Here is a 24,118-nt window from a genome sequence, read left to right as displayed (position 1 = left end):
GTCGGACGACGCCGACTCCGTCGGGTTCGGCGATGGTGGTGGTGTCGTCGGGCGCGAACCTGGCGAGGTCCGTCATCGTGATCGGGGACGTCCCGGCCGTCACGGTGCCGGTGTCGTCGGGGGCGGTCGGTGGAGCGTACGGCACGCAGACATGGGGGTCGGTCAGCGCGATGGCTGTTCCCGCGCAGACCACTTCGGTCCCTGACGGGTCGACGAAACGAGACACGTACGGGGCAGCGGAGCGCTGTCCGTCTGAACCCGCACCGCCGCGCGCGCCATGTGCGGATCCGGACCGAGACTCATCGACGGCTGAGACCGCATAGTTCCCACTTGCGCTGACCGCCGAACCATGGTTCTCGACGGTAGGCGGGGTAGGCAGCGAATCAAGCCCGCTGAGCGGGCCAACGAGGAATGGGATTGTTGCGACGGCGACGCGGACTGAGGTTAGTCGCATGTGGGTGTGCCCTCTCGGAATTTGACGGACATGATCTTCCACTCATCGATGAAGACCCTCATTTCGACCAAGAGTTTCTGGATCTGTCGGTCGGGGGTGGATAGCACTTCCCCATGTTTGTCGACAACGGTCACTTCGGTGTCATCCATGCAGACGAAGAGGTAGGCGTGTGTTCGGTCTGAGTCGGAGGCGAGGGAGAGTTTGGTGATGTTCGATTCGCCGGTCGCTACGTACCCTTCTGCGTGACCCTCTGTGTACCGGACCTTCGAAGTGTCGAGGGCGTCGCCGGCGAGGTAGGCGTACATGGGCTCGAACGTGGCGGGGTCGGAGAAGTCCACGGCGTTGACCGTGTCGACGTAGGCGCGGTAGGTTGCCTCGGCGGCCACGAAGGCTTCGCGGTCGGAAGCGAAGCCGGTGGATGAGGGGGTCGCCGGGGCGGTGGGAGCAATCGCCGGGGCGCAGGCCGTCAGCGTCGCGGTGACTGCACTGGCTGCGAGAAGAGCGAAGAGCGGGCAAGGGTGTCCCATGCCCCCTACCGTAGCCATCACACAGATCTCCGCGAGGTCGTTGTCCACAGGCAGAGAACACAGACACGATCGTCGGCGTCGGTGGGCTGGCCCGCCCGCACCCATGTCCGGTCCGCCACGCCGTCGGCTCGCCGGTCTGGGTAGTCCGGTGTGGTGAGGGCACGCGGTATGCGGACCTTCACGATGTGATGCAGTGCTGCATTTCGCTTGTCGGTTGCCGCCGTGCGAGAGCCGGTGATGATCCGTGCGTCCGGAGGACATCGGGATGGGGCGGTGTCGCAGAGCGCCGCGAGGGGTGCAGATGAGCGCAACCGGTCGGACAGTCAACCTCGGTGCGACGGATTCGGTGAATTTGTTGCGTCCTCCCACAAATATCTCTACGATGGCATCGAAGCGCTTCCGCGATTCATCTCACACCCGCCGCCCGACCGGGGCGAACCGACGACGGAGTCCATATGGCGACGATTGACGACGTGGCGAGAGCCGCTGGTGTGTCGATCAGCACCGTCTCGTACACGCTCAGTGGCAAGCGCCCGGTGGCCGAGCCCACGCGGCATCGGGTGCGCCAGGCGATCGACCGGCTGGGCTACAGCCCGCACGCCGCGGCGCGCACGCTGGCCGGCGACCGGACTCACCTCTTTGCGCTCACTGAGCCACTCCGTTCGGACACACACGCCCCGACCCACATGGCGTTCGTCCTCGCGATGACCGTTGCCGCCCGGCGGCGCGACTACGACATTCTGCTTCTTACCGAGGAAGACGCTTCCGCCGGGATGGAGCGCGTGACGGCGCGCCGCCTCATCGACGCCATTCTGGTGCTCGATGTCGCTCCCACAGATCCTCGCGCCGACATCGCGCGCGCGATCGACATCCCCGCGGTCTTCGTCGGGGTCCCCGACAACCGTAAGAACCTGGTCTGCGTCGACCTCGACTTCGAGGCTGCCGCACACATGGTCATCTTGCGGCTCGCGTCGGCGGGTCACCGCAGCGTCGGAATTCTCGGGCATCCGCACGAGGCGTACACGACGTCCAACTACCCGCCTCGGGCGCTGCGGGCATGCATCGAGGCGGCCGACGCCCACCGGATGGTGTATCACTTCCAGACCTCAGGTCAGACCCAGGTCGACGTGGACACGTGCCGGCGCGCGACACGGGAGCTGATCGCTGCAGGCGCAACGGCGATTGTCATCCACGCCGCTCCCGAGGCCCACACCGCGGTCCTCGCCGAAATCGCCGCCCACGGGCTGTGCGTGCCCGACGGTGCCTCGCTGGTGTCGCTGGCTGCCCCCGCCGGTGTGGGGGAGAATCCGCCGCGGCTGGACGGGGTTCCCCTGGTGCCGCGTGACTCGGCTGAGCGCGCCGTGGAGTTGGCGATGCAGTTGTTGTCCGGCGACCCGCCCGAGCCTGGCGTCTACCTGACCGAGCCGCATTACCAGGATGCCGGCACCGTCGCGCCGCCGCCGCGGTAGCGGCCCTCACTCGACGGGGCGACAGCGTCTCCCCTGGACGAACTCCCCACCAAGGGGCAACCAGAAAGGAGTGCCAATGATGGCACGCATCACATCGAACACGCAGCGCGCGCTCGCCGTAGCGGGGTCGGCCACCGTCGTTGCGTTGGCGTTGTCCGCCTGCACCAGCGGCGGTGACACGGGCGCAGACGCGGCCAGCGACACCCTCAAGCTGTGGCACTACGAGTCCGCTGACAGCGCCATGGGAGTCGCGTGGGCCGAAGCGATCGAGATCTTCGAAGACGAGACCGGCGCGACGGTCGAGTTCGAGGAGAAGAGCTTCGAGCAAATCCGGTCCACGGCGAGCCAGGTGCTGAACTCAGATGAGGCTCCCGACATCATGGAGTTCAACAAGGGCAACGCCACCGCCGGCCTGCTGGCGAGCCAGGGGCTGCTGACCGACATCTCAGATGCGGTCGCCGAGCACGGCTGGGACGACAAGCTCGCGCCCGCGCTGCAGACGACTGCGCGCTACGACGAAGACGGCGTCATGGGCACTGGCGCCTGGTACGGCATCCCCAACTACGGCGAGTTCGTCACCGTCTACTACAACAAAGACGCGTTCGCCGACGCCGGTCTCGACGTCCCCACCACGTACGACGAGTTCGTCGACGTGCTCGACGCCTTCGCCGCGCAGGGCATCACCCCGCTCGCCGAGGCGGGACTGGAATACCCGTTGGGTCAGCTGTGGTACCAGCTCGCGCTGAGCAAAGCCGACCGGCAGTGGGTCAACGACTACCAGCTCTATGAGAACCCGGTCGACTGGAACGGCGAGGAGATCAGCTTCGCGACCGAGACCCTCGCACAGTGGGTGGATGCCGGATACATCTCGAAAGACGTCTCCGGGATCAAAGCAGAGGATGCCGGTGTGTCCTTCATCAACGGGTCCGCGCCGATCTTCGTCTCCGGAAGCTGGTGGTACGGCCGGTTCGTCAGCGAGATCGACGGCTTCGATTGGGGTGTGTTCTCCATGCCTGGCAGTGACCTGAGCCTGGGCTCCTCGGGCAACCTCTGGGTCGTTCCCGAGCGAGCGGCGAACAAGGACCTCGCCTACCAGTTCATCGAGATCACCATGCGGCCTGAGATTCAGGCGCTGATCGGTAACAACGGTGGACTCCCGGTCGCAGCGGACGAAGCCGACATCACCGACGAGAAGAGCTTGGAGCTGATCCAAGCCTTCAACGCCGTCAACGAGGTCGACGGCTTGTCGTTCTACCCGGACTGGCCCACGCCGACCTTCTACGACCAGCTCGTCGCCGGACTGCAGGAGGTCGTCAACGGCACCAAGACTCCTGCGGAGGTGCAGGAACAGCTCGGCGCCGAGTACGAGGACTACGCGGGGGACTTCCGCTGATGAGCGCGCCGGGCGCCGCCGCCGCGGCGGCGCCCGGCCCGCACAGCCGGAGAAGCACATGACTGCCGTTTCCTCCGCTCGCACACGTCGAACCCGCGCATCGCGCCCCGTCGACGAACCGCTGATTCCGCAGCGCACGACCAGTCGCGCCGGTTACTGGTTGTATCTCCTCCCGGGATTCGTGCTGCTCACGGTCGTGGTCGTCGTTCCGCTCCTGTGGAACGTCTACCTCACCTTCACCGAATGGCGTGGCATCAAGCCGCCGGAGTGGATCGGGCTCGAGAACTGGATCGAACTGTTCGGCGACGCGAAGTTCTGGGCGTCGTTCGGCAACAGCGTCTGGATGATCGTCGCGATGGTCATCGTGCCGACGCTCGTCGGCTTGGTGCTGGCCGCGTTGCTGTTCGACCTGGTCGGACGGAAGTTCGGCTCGAAACTCGGCAGCTTCCTGCGAGCCACGTACTATCTGCCGCAGATTCTGCCCGTGGTGATCGCCGGAATCGTGATCGGCTGGATCCTGCGTCCCGATGACGGCGCACTCAACACGATTCTCGAAGCCATCGGACTCGGCCAGTTCAGCCACAACTGGTTGGGCAGCCCCGATACGGCGCTGGTGAGCATCATGGTCGTCATGGTGTGGGTCCAGATCGGCTATCCGGTCGTCGTCTTCATGGCCGCGTTGCAGAGAGTCGATCCGGAGTTGTACGAGGCCGCCGAACTCGACGGCGCGAACTGGATCCAGCGGTTCCGCGCCATCACGATCAGCATCATTCGCCCCGAGATCTACGTGGTCACCCTGACCTGCACGATCGCCGCGTTGAAGGTCTTCGGGCCGATCTACGTGCTGACCCGCGGGGGACCGGGAACAGCCACCAACGTGCCCGCCTACTACGCCTACACCGAGTTCTTCCAGGCTCAGCAGGTCGGCTACGGTGCGACGATCGCGACCGCGTTGACTGTTGTTGTCGCCATCGTCGCCGTGGTGTTCATCCTTGCCCAGAATCACTCGGAGCGGAAAGAGAACGAGGGCCAATGATGGCAACCGCTGTGACAACATCCACGCCGCCGATGCACCGATCGGGTGCGCCGCGCGCGAAGGGACGAGGGGGGATCAACAAGCGCAAGGGTGTCGACTGGCTCATGCTGGCCTTCGCCATTGCGGCGGCGATCGTGATCGTGGCCCCGTTCTACCTCATCCTCGTCAACTCGTTCAAGTCTCCGGGCGATTACGCCGCGAACGGGCCGCTCACCCTGCCCACCGGGTTCTACTTCGACGGCATCGTGACGTTTTGGGAGCGTGTGAACTTTCCCGAGAAGGTCTGGAACTCGATCTTCATCTCCGGCATGGTGGCTGTCCTCGCCGTGCTGATCTCCGTGCTCAACGCGTTCGCGATCGGAATCGGGCGAGTCAAAGGGCGCACGTGGATCGTGCTGCTCTTCCTGCTCGCCAACCTGCTGCCGCAGGAAGCACTGCTGTACCCGCTGTACTACATGTTCAAGGCGATCGGGCTCTACAACAACGTGTGGTCCGTGATCATCATCTTCACCGTGATCCAGGCCGCGTTCGGAACCTATCTGCTCGCATCGGTGTACGGCACTTTCCCGAAAGCGGTGCTGGAGGCGGCATCGATCGACGGTGCGTCCCGCTGGAAGATCCTCTGGCGCGTGGTGTTTCCGATCAGTAGGCCGACCCTCTCGGTGCTGTTGATCTTCTTCTTCATCTGGACCTGGAATGAGTTCCTCATCCCGTTGACGTTCCTGGTGTCGAATGCGAATCAAACGGTACCGGTGGCGATCAGCGTGTTGCAGGGCGATCGGCTGATGGATGTCACGACGACGAGTGCCTCGGCGCTGCTCGGCCTGATCCCGACGTTGCTGTTCTTCCTGATCTTCCAGCGAACCCTCACCCGTGGCATCACCGCAGGAGCAGTCAAGTAATGAAGTTCACCGATGGATTCTGGCTCACCCGTCCCGGCGTGACCGCGCTGTACGCGCGCGACGCATACGACGTGGATCGCATTGACACGCCCGATGGTGCCGGGTTGATCGTCACCGCCCCGACCGCGCCCGTTCGCGGTCGGGGCGACACCCTGAACCGGTCGACCTTGACCGTGATCCTGTCCGCGCCGGCCGAGGGGGTGATCCGCGTGCGCGTGGCCCACCACCTCGGTGGGCGTGAGCCCGACCGGTTCGTGCCCGATCAACCAGGGAGCATCGGCAATGTCGCGGTGGACGCCGGCGGCGGCGTGCTGACCGCGGGGCTGCTCGCGGCGCGGGTGCACCGGGGGGAGGGTTGGCAGGTCGACTTCACCGTCGACGGTACCCGTGTCACCGGCAGCGGGTGGCGCTCACTCGGGTATGTCTCGCTCGCCGAGGACGCCGATGTCCATCCGGGCCTGCCGAGCAATCGTGCCATCGACTGTGGTGTGCCGTCGGCATCCGCCTTCGTTCACGAGCAACTGGACCTCGGCGTCGGGGAGATGATCTATGGCCTCGGCGAACGATTCGGCCCGTTCGTCAAGAATGGGCAGGCGGTCGACATCTGGAACGCCGATGGCGGAACCAGCAGCGATCAGGCGTACAAGAACGTCCCGTTCTACCTCTCCAGCGCGGGATACGGCGTGCTCGTGAACGATACCGGGCCGGTCTCGTTCGAAGTCGGTTCCGAAGCAGTGGAGCGCGTGCAGTTCTCCGTGCCCGGCGAGGTGCTGGAGTACTTCGTGATCGCCGGCCCGACGCCCGCCGACGTGCTCCGGCGGTATACGGCGCTCGCCGGTCGGGCCCCCGCGGTGCCGGCCTGGTCGTACGGTCTCTGGCTGTCGACGAGTTTCACCACCGATTACGACGAGCAGACCGTGAACGGCTTTCTGGACGAGATGGAGCGACGTGACCTCCCGGTTTCGGTCTTCCACTTCGACACGTTCTGGATGCGCGAATTCAACTGGTGCGACTTCACGTGGGACCCCCGGGTGTTCCCCGACCCGGACGGGATGCTCGACCGGCTGCACGCCCGCGATCTGAGGGTGTCGGTGTGGATCAACCCGTACATCGGACAGCGCTCTCCGCTGTTCGCCGAGGCCGCCGGCGCTGGCTACCTGGTCCGTCGTCCGGACGGTTCCGTGTGGCAGACGGACATGTGGCAGGCGGGAATGGGGGCCGTCGACTTCACGAATCCCGAGGCGGGCCGGTGGTTCCAGGGGAAACTGCGGGAGTTGATCGCACAGGGAGTGGACTGCTTCAAGACGGACTTCGGCGAGCGTATCCCGACCGATGTGGCCTGGGCCGACGGGTCGGACCCGGCACGCACCCACAACAGGTACACCCAGCTCTACAACCGCGCGGTCTGGGAGGTCTTGGTCGCCGAGCGCGGTCGCGACGACGCGGTGCTGTTCGCCCGCTCGGCGACCGCCGGCGGGCAGACGATGCCGGTGCACTGGGGCGGCGACAACACCTCGTCGTTCGTGTCCATGGCGGAGAGTCTTCGCGGTGGACTGTCGCTGGCTGTGAGCGGGTTCGCGTACTGGAGTCACGATATCGGCGGGTTCGAGGGCACACCGGATGCCGCGGTTTTCAAGAGGTGGGTGGCTTTCGGGCTGCTGTCGAGCCACAGCCGGTTGCACGGCTCCGGGTCCTATCGGGTCCCGTGGTTGTTCGATGAAGAAGCCGTGGCGGTCACGCGCGCGTTCACACAGCTGAAGATGCGGCTCATGCCCTACTTGTACCAACTCGGCGTCGATGCGGGACAGACGGGTATGCCGCTCATGCGCCCGATGGTGCTGGAGTTTCCGGACGACCCCACGGCGGCGTTCCTCGACCGGCAGTACATGCTGGGACCCGACGTGCTCGTTGCGCCGGTGTTCAGCGCGTCGGGGGAGGTGGCCTTCTACCTTCCCGAGGGGGAGTGGACCGGTCTGCTGACCGGTGCGACAGTCTCGGGCGGGCGGTGGATCCGCGAGGTGCACGGGTTCGACAGCCTGCCGATCTACGTCCGGCCGGGTGCCGTCATCCCGTGGGGCGCGCGGATCGATCGGCCCGACTACGACTACCTGGACGGGCTGCAGCTGCGCGTGTTCCCGGGGGGTTCGGGAACAGCGGAGGTGACGGTGACCACGCCGACGGGGCAGCAGCATCGCTTTGCCGTCGACCGGGCCACCGTGACCGAGCGCTGAGGGGGCGTTCGTCAGGTCGCGGCCGAGCTGGCCTGACGAGCTGCTCCGAGCGCGACGTACTCCGCCGGAGGGGGGACAGTCACCGGCACCCCCAGGATCTGCGGCGCGATTTCGCGTACGGCGGGTGACTGTGCGCCGCCTCCGATGAGGATGGCGCGCTCCACGCGCACACCGAGGCCGGTGAGCGCGTTCACCCCTGTCCGAAGCCCCGACAGCATCCCCTCGACGGCGGCTCGGGCGACGTTCGCACGCGTTGTCGCGGCGTGCGTCATTCCCGCGAGCGCGGCCGTGGCGTCGGGAAGATTCGGGGTCCGCTCGCCGTCGAAGTACGGCTGGAGGGTGAGGCCACCGCTCCCGGGCTTGGCGGTCAGCGCAAGATCGCTGAGTCCGCGGTGATCAACGGCGAGAAGCCCGGCCATCGTGTCCAGCACGCGGGCGGCGTTGAGGGTCGCCACCAACGGCAGGAATCTGCCGCTTGCGTCGGCGAATCCGGCGACGGTGCCGCTGGGGTCGATCGTGCGTTGCTCGCTGACGGCGAAGATCGTTCCGCTCGTGCCGATCGATACGATCACATCGCCTGGGGCCGCGTCGAGCCCCAGTGCCGCAGCTGCGTTGTCGCCTGCGCCCGGCCCGACTCTGCGTCCGGCGTGGTCGGTGACGTGCCGATCAGGGGTGAGGATGCGAGGCAGGACGGCGTCATGTCCGAGTGCGGTCACCAGGAGTTCCCGGTCGTACGCGCCGGTGCGGGGGTCCCAGTAACCCGTTCCGGAAGCATCGGAGCGATCAGTGACGAGCTCTTCCAGCAGGGGGCCGCGGGGCGAGTCGTCGACCGGGCCGAATCCGCGCATCCGCCACGTGAGCCAGTCATGGGGGAGGGCGACGGCCGCGACGCGACCCGCATTCTCGGGTTCGTGGTCACGCAGCCAGCGCAGCTTGGAGATCGTGAACGAGGCGACCGGGACCAGCCCGGTGCGGTGAGCGAGCTGCTCGTCACCGAACTCGGCCCGGAGGTCGGCGGCGGCCTGGGCCGAACGCGTGTCGTTCCACAACAGCGCATCCCGGATCACCCGGCCCTGCGCGTCCAGCACCACCATGCCATGCTGCTGACCGGCGATCGCCCACGCGGAGACGTCGTCCAGACCGCCGGCCCGGGCGATGGCGCGATTGAGCGCGTGCCACCACGCGGTCGGATCGACGGATGTCCCGGGTGGGTGGGCCTCGCGTCCTTCTCGCAGGATCGCGCCCGTCGTGGCGTCGTGGACGATGACCTTGCAGGACTGGGTCGACGAGTCGACCCCGATCACCCGTGTCATCTCACCGTGCGCCCATGAGGTGCTCGGTCGCGAGCTGCTGCAGACGCACGAATCCGAAGCCCTTTCCATCCAGGTAGGCGCCGGCGTCGAAGTCTTCGTACGCGGATCGGTCGGCCAGCAACGCCTCATAGGACTCGCCCGCAGCCATGGTCGGGCGGGAGAGCTCGTCGACCTTCGCCGCCGACAGCGCCTCCTGAACCTCGGGGTCGGCCCGGAACGCCGCGGCGCGCTCCTTGAGCAACAGGTACGTGCGCATGTTCGCGGTGACCGACTCCCACACGCCCTGTTCATCCTCCGTACGGGACGGCTTGTAGTCGAAGTGGCGCGGACCGAGGTAGCTCGGGCCGCCGTCGACGCCGCCGTGCTCGAGCAGGTCGACCAAGGCGAAGGCGTTGTGAAGGTCGCCGTGCCCGAAAACGAGGTCCTGATCGTACTTGATGCTGCGTTGACCGTTGAGGTCGATGTGGAAGAGCTTGTCGTGGTAGAGCGCCTGGGCCACGCCGGCCGTGAAGTTCAGCCCCGCCATCTGCTCGTGACCAACCTCGGGGTTGAGGCCCACGAGGTCCGACCGCTCCAGCGAGTCGATGAATGCCAGCGCGTGGCCGATGGTGGGAAGCAGGATGTCGCCCCGCGGCTCGTTGGGCTTCGGCTCGATAGCGAATCGGATGTCGTATCCCTTGTCGGTCACGTAGTCGCCCAGCAGGTTCACGGCTTCCCGGTAGCGTTCCAGTGCGGCGCGGAGGTTCTTGCCGTTGTCGTATTCCGCGCCCTCGCGTCCACCCCACATCACGAACGTCCGCGCGCCCAGTTCCGCGGCGAGATCGATGTTGCGGAGGACTTTTCGCAGCGCGAAACGCCGCACCTCACGGTCGTTAGAAGTGAACCCGCCGTCCTTGAAGACCGGAGCGGAGAAGAGGTTCGTGGTGACCATCGGAACGGTCAGACCGGTGGATGCCAAGGCGGCGATGAGGCGGTCGATCTGCGCTCGGCGCTCGGTATCGGTTGCGCCGAACGCAAAGAGGTCGTCGTCATGGAAGGTCAGCCCGTAGGCGCCGAGCTCGGCGAGTTTCTCCACGGCGTAGACCACGTCGAGTGGTCGCCGGGTGGGGCCGCCGAACGGGTCGGTGCCGTTGTACCCGATGGTCCAAAGGCCGAAGCTGAACTTGTCGGCCGGTGTGGGGGTGGGCATGGCGCTCCTTCAGATATTTGTTGCCAAAAACAACATACTATGCTGGTGGTGTGAACGGAAGCGTGCGCGATCGGAACCTGGCTCGGCTGCTCCGACTCGTGCACGTGGGCGGGCCGCTCTCGCGTGCGCAGCTGACCGAAGCGACCGGTCTGAACCGTTCGACGATCGGTGACCTGGTATCTCGGCTCGAACGGGCCGGGATGGTGCGCGAAGCCGCGCCGACCGTCACCGCCGGTCGCGTCGGGCGGCCCTCGCCCGTCGTCGCCGCGTCGCCGCATGTCGTGGCGATCGCGGTCAACCCGGAGGTCGATGCGGTCGAGTTCGCGGTGGTCGGTCTTGATCGCTCCATTCGCGATCGCGTGCGTGTGGAGCAGGATGAACCCCCGTCGCCAGAGGCCGTTGCCGCGCTGATCGGCGAACGCGTCGCCGCATGGTCCTCAGACAGTCTTCGCGAGTGCACGGTATCCGGCATCGGTGTCGCTGTACCCGGCATGGTCAGCATCGGCGACGGGGTCGTCCGCGATGCGCCTCACCTGCGCTGGCGCGACGTGCGCCTGCAGAGTCTGCTGGCCGCCGATACCGGGCTACCCGTCGTTGTGGACAACGACGCCACGCTCGGCATGCTCGCCGAGCACCTCTTCGGTGCGGCTCGCGGGTATGCGCACGCCGTCTATCTCAACGGCGGCGCGAGCGGAATCGGTGGCGGACTCGTGGTAGCCGGGAACGTCGTGCGGGGCACGGGCGGGTTCGCCGGTGAATTCGGTCAGAACCGGCCCGGGGTCATCGACCCGGCGGATCGGTGTTCGGTCGACGGCGTCCTCGAGGATGAGGTCAGTCGCGCTCGCCTGCTCGCCGACGCGGGACTGGTTCACGCCGACGACGCAAGGCTGGCGACCGCCCTGCGGCGATCGGGCGACTCGCCCGAGGTGGGGCGCCAGCGGCGAGTGCTCGCGACCGCGATTGCCAACGCCGTCAATGTCTTGAATCCCGCGGTGGCTGTAGTGGGGGGATTTCTCGCGACCCTCGTCGGCGCCGACCTCGACGGGTTCGAGGACGCGGTTCGAGCCCAAGCCATGCCCTCGAACGCCGCGGATGTGCGCGTCAGACTGGCTGAACTCGCCGAAGACCGCTTGCTCATGGGTGCTGCCGAGTACGTCTTCGAGACGCAGTTGCTGGCCGGGTAGGCGTGGGGGTCGCCGCAGAACGATCATCCTGGCATCGTTGCCGACGCGGCGGCGCGGGTGCCTGGAGCGGCTGAAAGGGACGGAGGGATGCGCTGGTAGCATTGCCGATTGGAAGTGTGTCCGAGCGGCCTAAGGAGCATGGCTGGAATCCATGTAGGCGGGGTAACTCGCCTCGCAGGTTCAAATCCTGTCACTTCCGCCGCGACTCCGGGTTGCGGTGCGTCACAGAACGCATCGCAACCCGGAGTTTTGTGTGTACCCGCGCCGCGCAATTCCGGAGATCTGCAGTTCTCCGGATGGGGGATGCGGGGAGAGTCCGGAGACTGCAGATTTCCGCAGTTGTGCCGGGCTGGGGCACCGGCACCGGCACCGGCACCGGCACCGGCACCGGCACCGGCCGGGCCACGCTCAGTGCGCGGGGCTCAGCGGGGTCGCGAACGTCGACCCGGGCCGGATGACCAGCGACCGGGGCAGCAGCAGCGCCCGGGCACGTCCGGCGGGTCCGGCCGCGGTCAGCAGCGCGCGTCGCACCGCGAGCGCATCGTCGACCACGGCTGCCGCGTCAAGCCCGCCCCGGTCGGGCGCGTATGCGGCCCGCTCCATCGCCGTCACCAGGCGGGTGACGACGGGGCCTCCCGCCCCCCACCGTGACAGCGACGCCCCGAAAGCCCGGGGCGACTGGGCGGCCGGCACCGGCGCACGCACGTCCAGGGCCGCGTTCTGCACGATCGTCCACGCGGCGGTGACGTCGCCGGATGCGGCCCGTCGCCGCAACCGCCCCTCCACCAGCATCCGCGCCGCCGCGGGGGTGAGCGCCACCGTGAGCAGCACCGCCATCGTCACCAGATACGGCCGCAGATCGGCCAGCTGCACGGCGGTCGGCGCGGCGTCCGATGCGGCGGGGTCCTGCGCATCCAGCGGTGCCGCGGACGCGGTGGACGTGGGCGTCGCAGTGGGGGTCCGAGCCGCCACGTCCTGCCCGCCGTCCGGGGGCGGCGCGACCGACTCCGACAGGAACGAGGTCTGCTCACCGAGCCCCTTCGTCGGCTCGAATCCGACCCAGCCGATGCCCTCGAAGTAGACCTCCGGCCACGCGTGGAGTTGGCTGGTGGTCGCCTCTGCGACCCGCTCCCCGTCTTCGATCTCACCGGTGTAGCCGCCGGGGAGGAACCCGACCACGACACGCGCCGGGAGGTCGACGGCGCGTGCCATCACGGCGAACGCCGAGGCGAAGTGCACGCAGTAGCCCGACTTCTCCTGCAGGAACCGGCTGATCGCTTCGGAACTGGTCCCGTCGAACCCCTCCTCGACCGGCGCCGTCAGGGAGTACTCGAACTCGGGGCCGCGGAACCACGATTGCAGGGCCGCCATCCGCCCGTAGTCGGTGTCGGCATCGGCGGTGACCTGGGCTGCGAGGGTCCGCACCGTGTCGGGGAGATCGTCGGGCAGCTGGTACACGTCGGCGCGGGTCTCGTCGATCGTGGCGTCCGCGGCGGCGATCTGCTCCCGCGTCGGCCGTGGGACGTGCGTGGTGATGCTGTAGGTGGAACCCCGCACGTTGCCCTGCGGCGTGAACAGGGTGCGGTTGTAGGGCATGGTCCGCCAGGGTTCGTCGAGCCCCTCGATACCTACCGCGGGAAACGGCACCGGCGCCCACGCCGACGACAGGTCGGTCACCTCGACCGTCGTCACGTACTCGGTGACGCGCACGCCCTCGTCGGCGACCACGGGCTCGAACGCCTCATCGTCCAGCGGCACGAGCCGCATCCGGTCGGGCTGCCACACCTCGCCGTCGAACCACGACAGGGTGGACACCCGCAGGTACGGCAGTTCGGTGGAGCTCGACCGGTAGCGCAGCACCGGCCGGTCGTCGGGTTGGCGCAGGTCGTCGCCGAGGTCCAACGACGGATCGATCGAGGTGGTGCCCAGCGGCCCGCCGCCACCGGCCAGCACCGGTTCGGGCAGGGCGGGGGCGACCGCGACGGCCCCGACGATCGCGACCACGCCGATGCCGACCGCGACGGCGGCGACCCCGCCCGACTCGGTCGTCCGCTCCTCGCGGGTGCGCGTCTCGGCGCGGATGAGGGAGAGCGCCGCGGCGGCGAGGAACACGAACGAGACGACGTTGACCGCCGAGGGCACCGCGAGCGCCGGAATCACCCACACCGCCACGAGTGCGGCCGTCGCCAGCAGCGGCATGCGAGCGGTCACGACCACGTGGTCGAGCGCGACGACCAGGAGCCCCACCGCCGCGACCAGCAACGCCGTCAAGGCGGGGCCCGCGGTCATCGGGGCGACACCGACCACGATCTCCGTGATCGCGGCCTCCCCGATGGCGGGCACGGTGCGCAGCGTGTCGAGCGTCGGAACGACGCCGAACCACGCGGTCGGCTCGAAGAAGAGTGCGGTGATCACCGCCACCCACACCCCCAGCTCGAGGGCGGCGACGGCGGGGGCCGCGGCCCGCAGGCGTCGCGCGACCCAGCCGACGACGAGCAGGAGCACGGCGAGCCCGGCCGACAGCACCAGCCAGCTCCCCGGGCGGATCACCCCGGCCAGTGGGGCGACGGTGGCCGCCACGGCGACCAGCAGCCCGATTGCGAGCCGCGTGTTGCCGGCGCGGACGGCGCGCGCCGTCCGCTCACCGGAGGACATGCGCCCTCCTCCCACGCAGCGCGGCACTCCACGCGGCGGAGACGTCACCGTCGCGAAGGGATGCCGCGTGCCAACCGCCCGCCCCGAGTGCGCGCACGTCGTCGTCGGACGTCCCGACGGTCAGCAGCACCGGCAGCGTGCTGTGGTGGCCGAGCGCCGGCAACGGTCCCTCGTCGGCCGGCTCCAGCGTGCCGGTGACCAGCACCAGCGGGCCGAGGGTCGCGCCGGCGAACGCCCGCAACACGTCGGCGGCGGCGACATCGTCGTGGGTCGTGAGGGTCGCGGCGCGCACCGCGAACGCTTCGACCTCGGCGGCGTCGTCGCCGGCCACCGGGTCGACCAGCTCGCGGCCGTCGGCGTCGAGCACCGTGACGGAGTACCCCTTCCGCACCAGCCGCGCGACCACCGACACCGTTGCCGAGACCGCGGTCTCGAACGCGGCGTCCCGGCCCGGTGTGCCGGCGGCGGGGCCGTAGCGTCGGCGGCTGCGGTCGAAGACGACGGTCGCCTCGGGCGTCGACTCCTGTTCCTCCTGCCGCACCATCAACTCGTCGCGGTGGGCGCTGGCCCGCCAGTGGATGCGGCGCATCGAGTCCCCGGACACGTACGTGCGGGGGATGAGGTTGTCCGATCCCTGCCCCAGCTCGTTCGTCTGGGCATGCCGGCTGCCGCCGATCGCGCCGGGAAGCTCGGCGAGCGGTTCCAGGTCGACGATCGCCGGTGTCACGGTCAGCGGCGTCGTGGCGCCGATCGTCCGGGTGCGCCGGGCGAACCCGAACGGGTCGGTCGTGGCGACCTGGAGCGGGCCGACGGCTCGCACACCGCGACGGTGGGCACGGAGGCGGTACGACAGCACGGTGTCGCGGCCGCTCCCCATGCCGGATGCCGAGGCCGGCAGACTGTCGGACGCGTTTCCGGTCAGACCCGCCTCCAGTCGATCCCGCCAGCGGCCTTGCCGCATCGGGAGGGGCGCGCGCACCTCGACGTGCACGCGCACCGTCGCCTCGTCGCCGACCGCGACGACGTCGGGCACGAACACGCGCGAGATCCGTTCGCCGCGCTGCCCGAGATACAGCGTCGTCAGGCTCACCGCGGTGACGATCAACAGCAGCGCCGAGACGTACAGCAGCTCGGTGACGGCGAACTCGTGGGCGACGAGGAACGACGCGACCGCCAGCGCGACGGCACCGGTTCCCCGCGCGGTGAGCGGCCACCACCGCGGGCCTTTCACGTCCCTGATCCGTTCACCCGGTCACCCCGCGTCCGTCACCGTGTCGCGACCGGTACTCGCACGCTGTCGATGATCGTGTGGAGGGCCGCCGAGATGGTTTCCGCGCCCGACCGGCCGCGGCCGGTGCCGGCGCCGCGCGCGGCGATGAGACGGTGGGCGTAGACCGGTTCGAGCAGGTCGACGACGTCGTCCGGGATGACGAATTCGCGGCGGGCCAGCGCCGCCCACACCTTGGCCGCGCGCACGAGCTGCAGCGTCGCGCGGGGACTCGCGCCGAGCCGCAGATCGGCGTGGTCCCTCGTGGCCCGTGCCAACGCGACGGCGTACTCCTCGACGGCGGGGGAGACGAACACGCGCCGCGCGTACGCGATCAACTCCCGCACGCGGGCCGCACCGGTCACCGGCCGCAGCGCCGTGAGCGGGTTGGCGGTGTCGCGCTGGCGCAGCATGAGGGCTTCGTCGGCGGCATCCGGGTAGCCCATCGAGATCCGCATCATGAATCGGTCGCGCTGCGCTTCGGGCAGCGCGTAGGTGCCCTCCATTTCGAGCGGGTTCTGCGTCGCGACCACGAGGAACGGCTCGGGCAGGATGCGGCTGGTGCCGTCGACGGTCACCTGACGCTCCTCCATCGCCTCCAGCAGCGCCGACTGGGTCTTCGGCGAGGAGCGGTTGATCTCGTCGGCGATGACGATCTGCGCGAAGATCGCGCCCGGTTTGAACTCGAACTCGCGCTCCACCGGGTTGTACACGCTCACACCGGTGACGTCGCCGGGCAGCAGGTCGGGCGTGAACTGGATGCGGCGCACGGTCGCTTCCACCGAGGCGGCGAGGGCCCGCGCCAGCATCGTCTTACCGACGCCGGGGACGTCCTCGATGAGCAGGTGCCCTTCGGCGAGCAGGCAGACCACGGCGGCGCGGACAGCGGTCGGCTTGCCATCGATCACCTCGGTCACCGACGCGACGATGGCCTCGGTGGTCCGCGCGAAGGACTCCTGGGTCAGCGGGTCCGCGTCGGTCATGTCTTCCCCCCGGGATGGCGTGCGAGGTACGGGTGGTTCGGTGATGGTCCGCCTGCTCGATCGTAGCTTGCGGCAGCGGCCGCAGGGGCGGGTGGTGCCCGGCGGGCGGTGGCGGTCTTGCTAGACTCGGTGCAGCTCTCCGCGAGGCGGCATCCAGGCCAACTCCCCCAGGACGGAAACGTAGCAAGGGTAACCGGGCTCTGCCGGGTTCGCGGAGAGTCCTACTTTTCCGGAGTTTTCACGGGCACCGGCCAGGTTCGCGGATGCGGTCGGCCACGTAGGCTGGCCGCGTGGCGCAGAGCATCTACCTCACCTCGGTCGAAGGCCACTCCGGGAAGTCCACGGTCGCGCTGGGGGTGCTCGACGCTCTCAGCCGCAGCATCCCGCGGGTGGGCGTCTTTCGCGCGGTCGCCCGCTCGACGAGCGAGCCGGACTACGTCGTCGAGATGCTGCTCGAGCACGTGCGGGTCCACCTGGCCTACGAGGACTGCATCGGCGTCACCTACGACGAGGTGCGCGAGGATCCCGACGCGGCACTGGCCCGGATCGTCGAACGCTACAAATCCGTCGAGGCGCGCTGCGACGCGGTCGTGATCGTCGGCACCGACTACACCGACGTGGGCAGCCCCGCCGAGCTGGGGTACAACGCCCGAATCGCGGCGAACCTCGGTGCTCCGGTCCTGCTGGTGCTCAACGGGCGCGACGTCGAGGGCGACGGAGCGCGCACCCCCGACCAGATGGCTCATCTCACCTCGCTCGCGCTCAGCGAACTGCGCCACGAGCGCGCCGCGCTGTTCGCCGTGATCGTCAACCGCGCCGATCCGGCCCTGCGGGAGGAGGTAGAGATGGCGGTGCGGGGCACGGCGGCGCGCACCGCCGATGCCGCGGCCGCCGGCGTGTGGGCGCTCCCCGAGGACGACTACCTGGTCGCCCCATCGGTGCGCGACGTGATGCGCTCGCTGGATGCCCGCCTGCTCAAAGGCGACGTGTCGCAGCTGTCCCGCGAGGTGCTGCACGTGGTGGTGGCAGGCATGTCGCTGGACCACGTTCTGCCGCGCCTGGCCGAGAGCGCCGTGGTCACGATCCCCGCCGACCGCACCGATGTTCTCGTCGGGGCCATGCTCGCCCACGCGTCCGGCACGTTCCCGACGCTGTCGGCGATCGTGCTGAACGGCCCGTTCGCGCTCCCCGAACCGGTGGACCGGCTGATCGACGGTTTCGCCACCACTGTCCCGATCCTTGCGTGCGACCATGACACCTATGAGACCGCGCGCCGCATCCTGCACACGCACGGGCGGCTCGCGGCCGACTCCCGCCGCCGGTACGACACCGCTCTGGCCCTGTTCGAACGTCACGTCGACGGGCTGGACCTGGTCCGCAGGCTGGGGCTGGCCCGCAGCGCGGTCATCACCCCACTCATGTTCCAATACCACCTCATAGAGCGGGCTCGCGCCGACCGCAAGCGCATCGTGCTGCCGGAGGGCGACGACGACCGTGTCCTGCGCGCCGCTGCGACCGCGCTGGCGCGGGGAATCGCCGACATCACGATCCTCGGTGAACGCATCGAAGTGATCGGGCGCGGTCTGGAGCTGGGGCTCGATCTCAGCGCCGCAGAGGTCATCAGCCCGTTCGACGCCGTGCACGTGCACGCGTTCGCGCAGGAGTACGCGAGACTGCGCAGTCACAAAGGTGTCACGCTCGCCCAAGCCGCCGACACGGTGACCGACGTTTCCTACTTCGGCACCATGATGGTGCACCGGGGCATGGCCGACGGCATGGTCTCCGGCGCGGCCCACACCACCGCCCACACGGTGCGACCCGCGTTCGAGGTGATCAAGACCGCCCCGGGTGTCTCGGTGGTCTCCAGCGTCTTCTTTATGGCGCTCGCCGATCGTGTACTGGTCTACGGCGACTGCGCCGTGATCCCGATGCCGACCGCCGAACAGCTCGCCGACATCGCGGTGTCGGCGGCGGCGACCGCCGCGCGGTTCGGGGTGGAGCCGCGTGTGGCGATGCTGTCGTATTCGACGGGGGAGTCGGGATCGGGCACCGACGTCGACAAGGTGCGTCTGGCCACCCGGTTGGTTCGCGAACGCGCGCCCGAGCTGCTGATAGAAGGGCCGATCCAGTACGACGCGGCCGCCGATGCCGCCGTTGCGGCGAAGAAGCTGCCCGGCTCGGCCGTCGCCGGCCGCGCGACCGTGTTCGTGTTCCCCGACCTCAACACCGGCAACAACACGTACAAGGCGGTGCAGCGCTCGGCGGGCGCGGTCGCGATGGGCCCCGTGTTACAGGGTCTCAACCGGCCCATCAACGACCTGTCCCGGGGCGCCCTGGTCGAAGACATCGTCAACACCATCGCGATCACCGCGATCCAGGCCCAGGGCGGCCAGTGAACACCGTCCTCGTGGTCAACAGCGGGTCGTCGTCGGTCAAGTACCAGCTCCGCGACGAGGACGCCGACCGGGTGCTGGCGGCAGGGGTGGTGGAACGCATCGGACAGCCGGGCGGCACCGCCTGTCACACCGTGCATTCGGCCGCCCTCGCCCCGGAGTCGGCGGCGATGCCGACGGTGCAGGATGCCGCGTACAGGTGGGACGAGCCGATCGCCGACCACGCCGCCGGGTTCGCACTCATGCTGCGGGCCTTCGCCGAGGCGGGTCCGTCGCTGTCGGAGCATCCGCCGGTCGCGGTGGGACACCGCGTCGTGCACGGCGGCACCCGCTTCGTCGCACCGACCCGCGTCGACGACGAGGTGCTCGCCGAGGTCGAACACCTCTCGGCGCTCGCGCCCCTGCACAACCCCGGTGCCGTGCAGGGCATCCGGGCGGCCCGCGCGGCCTTCCCCGACGTGCCGCACGTCGCCGTGTTCGACACCGCGTTCCATCAGAGCATGCCGCCGGAGGCCTACACGTACGCGATCGACCGCGACGTCGCGCGGGCGCACGGCATCCGCAAGTACGGGTTCCACGGCACCAGCCACCAGTACGTCAGCCAGGCCGCAGCGGACTTCCTGGGGCGGCCGGTGGCCGAGCTGCGGCAGATCGTGCTGCACCTGGGCAACGGGGCATCCATGACGGCGATCGACGCGGGCCGTTCGGTGGACACGTCGATGGGGCTGACGCCGCTGGAGGGGCTCGTCATGGGGACGCGGTCGGGCGACATCGACCCGGCGGTCGTGTTCCATCTCGCCCGCCGCGGCACCCCGCTCGACGAGATCGACGACCTGCTCAACCACAACAGCGGGCTGCGGGGGGTCGCCGGCGTCTCCGACATGCGCGACATCGAGGCGCGCCGCGCCGCGGGAGACGCCGACGCCGCGCTCGCGTTCGACGTCTATGTGCACCGCATCCGCGCTTACCTCGGCGCCTATCTCGCCCAGCTCGGTGGCGCCGACGTCCTCTCGTTCACGGCCGGCGTCGGCGAGAACTCGCCGGTGGTGCGTGCCGCTGCCGTGGCGACCCTCGGTTTCGCCGGTGTCGAGCTGGATGCCGAGCGCAACCTGCGCCCGGGCGGCGGTATCCGCGTGATCTCGGCGGACACCTCCGCCGTGACGGTGCTCGTCGTGCCCACCGACGAGGAGTCTGAGATCGCGCGGCAGGCGGTGCGGGCGTAACCTGCGATATCGCGGTGGATCGTCGTCGATCAGTCACTGCATAACGCATCGGAAACATCGCGCCACTACAGTGGGCGAGTGCCTACCGATCTGCCCGATCTGCTGACCTTCGACGGCGTGCTGTTCGACCTGGACGGCGTGCTCACCCCGACCGCCGACGTGCACATGCATGCCTGGCAGACGATGTTCGTCGAGTTGTTCGCGGCGTGGGGGATCACACCGCCATACACCGAGCGCGACTACTTCGAGTACCTTGACGGCAAGAAGCGGTACGACGGCGTCGCCAGCCTGCTGCGTTCGCGTGACGTGGAGGTGCCGTGGGGCGATCCGTCCGACCCGCCCGCAGCCGACACCGTGTGCGGCATCGGCAACCGGAAGAACATCGTGTTCGAGACGCTGCTGCGCAGCGAGGGCATCTCCCCGTATCCCGGGTCGCTCGCGCTGCTGGAGAAACTGGAACGCGCGAACGTTCCCTGCGGCGTCGTGTCCAGCTCCAAGAACGCCGACGAGGTGCTGCGCGCGGCCGGCATCCGTGACCGGTTCCCGGTCGTCGTCGACGGTGTCGTGGCGGAGCGCGACCACCTGGCATCCAAGCCCGCCCCCGACATGTTCGCCGCGGGGGCGCGGCTGCTCGGCGTGGACCCGTCCAGCGCCGTCGCGTTCGAAGACGCCCATTCCGGCGTGCAGTCCGCCGCCGCAGCTGGCTTCGCGCTGGTGGTGGGGGTTGACCGTGGCGCTGGGGCGGGTACGCTCATCGCGAGCGGTGCACACATCGTCGTAGACGACCTGTCCGCGTTCGTGGCGTAACCCCGACGCCCGAGCCATACCCGAGAGGCCCGCATGATCGATCGCGATCGTTTTCCCATCGACCCGTGGCGACTGGTCGAGACCCGGTTCACACTCGATGACATCGGTGTGACCGAGACCCTTTTCTCCGTCGGCAACGGCTACCTCGGGCTGCGCGGAAACCAGCCCGAGGGCCGGTTCGCGCACGAGCACGGCACCTTCATCAACGGGTTGCACGAGGTGTTCCCGATCCGGCACGCCGAGCAGGCCTTCGGGTTCGCGGAAGTGGGCCAGACCATCCTCAACGCGCCCGATGCGAAGGTCATGCGCGTCTACGTCGACGACGAGCCGCTCTCGTTCGACGTCGCCGACATCCGCGAGTACGAGCGCGTGCTCGACTTCCGCACCGGGGTGCTCACCCGTCACCTGCGCTGGCTGACGCCCGGCGGCAAGGACGTGGTCATCGATGTGGAGCGCATGGTGTCGTTCGAGGAAAAGCACCTCGCCGTCCAGCGGTTGACCGTCACGGTGCTCAACTCCGACGCCCCGGTCACGATCAACTGTCAGATCCTGAACCGCCAGGACGGTGAAGACGTCTACGGCGGCACCCCGACGGCGCCGCGCAAGGCCGGTTTCGACCCGCGCAAGTCCGAGCGGCTCCACGAGAGGGTGCTGCAGCCCCAGGAGTACTGGCAGGACGGCGCGCGCTCGGCCCTGGCGTACCGGGTGGCGCAGTCGCAGATGACGCTGTCGGTTGTCGCCGATCACCTGATCGACACTGAGAACGAGTACACCGCGCGCACGCTGATCGAGCCCGACATCGCCAAGAACGTCTATCGGGTGCAGGCCAAGGCGGGTGTTCCGACGACGGTCACCAAGTTCGTCAGCTACCACACGTCGCGCGGCGTTCCGGCCCGCGAGCTTGTCGACCGCGGTCGCCGCACGCTCGACCGGGCCCGCGCCGAGGGCGCTCAGGAGCAGTTCGACCGTCAGGCCGCGTGGTGCCGGGACTTCTGGGACCGCTCCGACGTGGTCATCGGGGGCCGCGCCGACCTGCAGCAGGCCACGCGCTGGTGCCTGTTCCAGCTGGCGCAGGCCACCGCCCGCGCCGACAGCCTCGGCGTGCCCGCCAAGGGCATGACCGGATCGGGCTACAGCGGTCACTATTTCTGGGACACCGAGATCTACGTGCTGCCGTTCCTGGCGTACACGACGCCGCTGTGGGCGCGCAACGCGCTGCGCATGCGCACCCTCATGCTGCCGGCGGCGCGGCGCCGCGCCACCATGCTCAACGAAGCGGGCGCACTGTTCCCGTGGCGCACGATCAACGGCGAGGAGGCGTCGGCGTACTACGCGGCCGGGACGGCGCAGTATCACATCAACGCCGACATCTGTTTCGCGCTCGCGCGGTACGTCCGCGCCACCGGCGACTTCGACTTCCTCTACCGCGAGGGCATCGACATCGCCGTCGAGACGGCGCGGCTGTGGGTCACCCTGGGGTTCTGGCGGTTCACCGAGAACGGCGATCCGTACACGTTCCACATCCACGGGGTGACCGGCCCCGACGAGTACACGACCGTCGTCAACGACAACCTGTACACGAACGTGATGGCCCGCTTCAACCTGCGGTTCGCGGCGCGCAACGTGCGCGAGATGTCCGAGCGGGCGCCGGCGGAGTATGCCGCGATGTGCGAACGCTTGAACTTCGACCCCGCCGAGGCGGATGCCTGGGATGGCGCCGCCGAGGCGATGCACATCCCGTACTCCGAAGCCCTCGGCATCCACCCGCAGGACGAGGTGTTCCTGGAGCGCGAGGTGTGGGACCTGGAGAACACGCCGCGAGAGCAGCACCCGCTGCTGCTGCACTTCCACCCACTGGTGATCTATCGCTACCAGGTGCTCAAACAGGCCGATGTCGTGCTGGCGCTGTTCCTGCAGGGCAACCACTTCACCCCGATCGAGAAGCTCAACGACTTCGAGTACTACGACCCGCTGACCACCGGCGACTCGACGCTGTCGGCGGTCGTGCAGTCGATCCTCGCCGCCGAGGTCGGCTACCAGGACCTCGCGCGCGAGTACTTCGAGGCGTCGCTGTTCGTCGACCTGGGGGACCTGCACCACAACGCCTCCGACGGTGTGCACGTGGCATCTGCAGGCGGCGTCTGGTCGGCCTTGGCGTGCGGGTTCGGCGGCATGCGGGACCATTACGGCGACTTGACCTTCGATCCGCGACTGCCCGCCGACTGGGAATCGTTGACGTACCGGATCCAGTGGCACGGCACTCCGTTGCGGGTGACGGTGACCGCCGACGAGATGACCTTCGAGGCCGGGGACGGCGTCGGGGTCGATTTCGCCGTGCGCGGCAGGGAGTACCGGGTAGACGGCGGGTCGACCGTGCGGGTGCCGCTGGCCGGCCAGGGCCCGGTGATCGCCGGGCGCCCCACCATCGGCATGCTCACCGAGGCGCGGCGCGACGACGGGTCGCTGCTGTCGGCCTCCGTGCCGACCTCCGCGACCGTCGTGCCCGACATCTCCGGACCGATCCCGGTGGTCGCCACGGTTGCGAACGTCGTGGAGGGCAATCCCCGGCCGCAGCAGCGATGACCGCGGACGCGCCCGATGTCGGACGCAGGTCGTAGGGTGGACGCGTGACCACCGCTCTGTACCGCCGCTATCGCCCGGAGACCTTCGGCGAGATGATCGGGCAGTCGCAGGTCACCGAGCCGCTCATGACGGCTCTGCGCGGCGACCGTGTCGGGCATGCATACCTGTTCTCCGGTCCGCGCGGATGCGGAAAGACGACCTCTGCGCGCATTCTGGCGCGGTGTCTCAACTGTGCCCAGGGGCCTACCGACACCCCGTGCGGTGAGTGTGACAGCTGTATCGAGCTCAGCCGTGGCGGCGGTGGCTCGCTCGATGTGGTCGAGATCGACGCGGCCAGCCACAACGGCGTCGACGATGCGCGCGATCTGCGCGAGCGCGCGATCTTCGCCCCGGCGCGCGACCGGTACAAGATCTTCATCCTCGACGAGGCGCACATGGTGACGGCGCAGGGTTTCAACGCGCTGCTGAAGCTCGTCGAAGAGCCGCCCGACCACGTGAAGTTCGTGTTC

General features: G+C 68.7%; 17 protein-coding genes, 1 tRNA gene, 1 other RNA gene and 1 pseudogene. 13 read left to right on the top strand and 7 right to left on the bottom strand.

The genetic code is table 11. The annotated features are described in order from the left end of the window. Positions 1-226, bottom strand: a pseudogene (locus ACK5KK_RS11415) (hypothetical protein); the annotation flags it as partial. 218 nt (positions 227-444) lie between these two features. Then, positions 445-1,029, bottom strand: coding sequence for a hypothetical protein (locus ACK5KK_RS11410; protein ID WP_416890204.1), 585 nt, complete (start codon positions 1,027-1,029; stop codon positions 445-447). Positions 1,030-1,436: 407 nt separating this feature from the next. On the opposite strand from ACK5KK_RS11410, the gene ACK5KK_RS11405 reads away from it, so the two are divergent. The 5 genes from ACK5KK_RS11405 to yicI all read left to right on the top strand — a co-directional run bounded on the left by ACK5KK_RS11405 (position 1,437) and on the right by yicI (position 8,012). Then, positions 1,437-2,450: a LacI family DNA-binding transcriptional regulator gene (locus ACK5KK_RS11405; protein WP_416890203.1), complete on the top strand. Its 1,014-nt coding sequence runs from the start codon at positions 1,437-1,439 to the stop codon at positions 2,448-2,450. 79 nt (positions 2,451-2,529) lie between these two features. Next, positions 2,530-3,843 carry an ABC transporter substrate-binding protein gene (locus ACK5KK_RS11400; RefSeq protein ID WP_416890205.1) on the top strand — a complete coding sequence of 438 codons (1,314 nt, stop codon included), beginning with the start codon at positions 2,530-2,532 and terminating at the stop codon, positions 3,841-3,843. A gap of 58 nt (positions 3,844-3,901) precedes the next feature. Next, complete coding sequence (locus ACK5KK_RS11395; protein ID WP_416890202.1) at positions 3,902-4,879, top strand: carbohydrate ABC transporter permease; 978 nt, start codon at positions 3,902-3,904, stop codon at positions 4,877-4,879. Continuing rightward, positions 4,876-5,781, top strand: a complete 906-nt coding sequence (locus ACK5KK_RS11390) for a carbohydrate ABC transporter permease (protein WP_416890201.1) — start codon at positions 4,876-4,878, stop codon at positions 5,779-5,781. The genes ACK5KK_RS11395 and ACK5KK_RS11390 overlap by 4 nt, the downstream gene beginning before the upstream one ends. Further along, positions 5,781-8,012, top strand: a complete 2,232-nt coding sequence (yicI, locus tag ACK5KK_RS11385; RefSeq protein ID WP_416890200.1) for an alpha-xylosidase — start codon at positions 5,781-5,783, stop codon at positions 8,010-8,012. The genes ACK5KK_RS11390 and yicI overlap by 1 nt, the downstream gene beginning before the upstream one ends. Positions 8,013-8,023: 11 nt before the next feature. Here the strand turns inward: yicI and xylB are convergent, their stop codons facing one another. Next, entirely contained in the window at positions 8,024-9,325 is a 1,302-nt protein-coding gene (gene xylB, locus ACK5KK_RS11380) for a xylulokinase (protein ID WP_416890199.1), read from the bottom strand. A gap of 1 nt (position 9,326) precedes the next feature. Further along, positions 9,327-10,514, bottom strand: a complete 1,188-nt coding sequence (gene xylA / locus ACK5KK_RS11375; RefSeq protein WP_416890198.1) for a xylose isomerase — start codon at positions 10,512-10,514, stop codon at positions 9,327-9,329. A 50-nt stretch (positions 10,515-10,564) separates the two neighbouring features. Here xylA and ACK5KK_RS11370 point away from each other — a divergent pair, with 50 nt between their 5' ends. Together ACK5KK_RS11370 and ACK5KK_RS11365 are read left to right on the top strand one after the other, a co-directional pair. Further along, a complete protein-coding gene (locus tag ACK5KK_RS11370; RefSeq protein WP_416890197.1) occupies positions 10,565-11,698 on the top strand; it encodes an ROK family protein in 1,134 nt (377 codons plus the stop codon). A 110-nt stretch (positions 11,699-11,808) separates the two neighbouring features. Further along, positions 11,809-11,897 (top strand) — tRNA-Ser (locus ACK5KK_RS11365). Between the two features lie 209 nt (positions 11,898-12,106). On the opposite strand, the gene ACK5KK_RS11360 is transcribed toward ACK5KK_RS11365, so the two are convergent. From ACK5KK_RS11360 to ACK5KK_RS11350, 3 genes are read right to left on the bottom strand one after another with little or no spacing between them, the layout of a single operon-like run. Then, complete coding sequence (locus ACK5KK_RS11360) at positions 12,107-14,353, bottom strand: transglutaminaseTgpA domain-containing protein (RefSeq protein WP_416890196.1); 2,247 nt, start codon at positions 14,351-14,353, stop codon at positions 12,107-12,109. After that, positions 14,340-15,584 (bottom strand): DUF58 domain-containing protein, encoded by a 1,245-nt coding sequence (locus ACK5KK_RS11355; protein WP_416890195.1) that lies wholly within the window; start codon positions 15,582-15,584, stop codon positions 14,340-14,342. The genes ACK5KK_RS11360 and ACK5KK_RS11355 overlap by 14 nt, the downstream gene beginning before the upstream one ends. Positions 15,585-15,619: 35 nt before the next feature. After that, positions 15,620-16,603 carry an AAA family ATPase gene (locus tag ACK5KK_RS11350; RefSeq protein ID WP_416890194.1) on the bottom strand — a complete coding sequence of 328 codons (984 nt, stop codon included), beginning with the start codon at positions 16,601-16,603 and terminating at the stop codon, positions 15,620-15,622. A 130-nt stretch (positions 16,604-16,733) separates the two neighbouring features. Here ACK5KK_RS11350 and ffs point away from each other — a divergent pair. From ffs to ACK5KK_RS11320, 6 genes are all read left to right on the top strand, one after another. Next, positions 16,734-16,832: signal recognition particle sRNA small type (gene ffs, locus ACK5KK_RS11345), an RNA gene on the top strand. Positions 16,833-16,893: 61 nt separating this feature from the next. Next, positions 16,894-18,999, top strand: coding sequence for a phosphate acetyltransferase (gene pta, locus ACK5KK_RS11340; protein WP_416890193.1), 2,106 nt, complete (start codon positions 16,894-16,896; stop codon positions 18,997-18,999). Then, a complete protein-coding gene (locus ACK5KK_RS11335; protein WP_416890192.1) occupies positions 18,996-20,219 on the top strand; it encodes an acetate/propionate family kinase in 1,224 nt (407 codons plus the stop codon). Before pta ends, ACK5KK_RS11335 begins: the two co-directional genes overlap by 4 nt. Before the next feature lie 78 nt (positions 20,220-20,297). Beyond that, the gene (locus ACK5KK_RS11330) at positions 20,298-21,026 is read left to right on the top strand and encodes an HAD family hydrolase (RefSeq protein WP_416890191.1); all 729 of its coding nucleotides are present in this window, start codon (positions 20,298-20,300) and stop codon (positions 21,024-21,026) included. 33 nt (positions 21,027-21,059) lie between these two features. Continuing rightward, entirely contained in the window at positions 21,060-23,609 is a 2,550-nt protein-coding gene (locus ACK5KK_RS11325; protein ID WP_416890190.1) for a glycoside hydrolase family 65 protein, read from the top strand. A 44-nt stretch (positions 23,610-23,653) separates the two neighbouring features. Further along, on the top strand, positions 23,654-24,118 hold a 465-nt coding region (locus tag ACK5KK_RS11320; protein ID WP_416890189.1), incomplete at its 3' end, for an AAA family ATPase.

Origin of the sequence: Microbacterium sp., from assembly GCF_047972865.1 — a bacterium.
Lineage (GTDB): Bacteria > Actinomycetota > Actinomycetes > Actinomycetales > Microbacteriaceae > Microbacterium.
Note: the sequence above shows the minus strand (reverse complement) of the source record. Positions and strands in the feature narration are given on the sequence as shown.

Bases quoted from the DNA above. Each gene is read 5' to 3' on its own strand.
- ACK5KK_RS11405 (WP_416890203.1), top strand. From the start codon at position 1,437: ATGGCGACGATTGACGACGTGGCGAGAGCCGCTGGTGTGTCGATCAGC.
- ACK5KK_RS11400 (WP_416890205.1), top strand. From the start codon at position 2,530: ATGGCACGCATCACATCGAACACGCAGCGCGCGCTCGCCGTAGCGGGG.
- ACK5KK_RS11395 (WP_416890202.1), top strand. From the start codon at position 3,902: ATGACTGCCGTTTCCTCCGCTCGCACACGTCGAACCCGCGCATCGCGC.
- ACK5KK_RS11390 (WP_416890201.1), top strand. From the start codon at position 4,876: ATGATGGCAACCGCTGTGACAACATCCACGCCGCCGATGCACCGATCG.
- yicI (WP_416890200.1), top strand. From the start codon at position 5,781: ATGAAGTTCACCGATGGATTCTGGCTCACCCGTCCCGGCGTGACCGCG.
- xylB (WP_416890199.1), bottom strand. From the start codon at position 9,325: ATGACACGGGTGATCGGGGTCGACTCGTCGACCCAGTCCTGCAAGGTC.
- xylA (WP_416890198.1), bottom strand. From the start codon at position 10,514: ATGCCCACCCCCACACCGGCCGACAAGTTCAGCTTCGGCCTTTGGACC.
- ACK5KK_RS11360 (WP_416890196.1), bottom strand. From the start codon at position 14,353: ATGTCCTCCGGTGAGCGGACGGCGCGCGCCGTCCGCGCCGGCAACACG.
- ACK5KK_RS11350 (WP_416890194.1), bottom strand. From the start codon at position 16,603: ATGACCGACGCGGACCCGCTGACCCAGGAGTCCTTCGCGCGGACCACC.
- ACK5KK_RS11325 (WP_416890190.1), top strand. From the start codon at position 21,060: ATGATCGATCGCGATCGTTTTCCCATCGACCCGTGGCGACTGGTCGAG.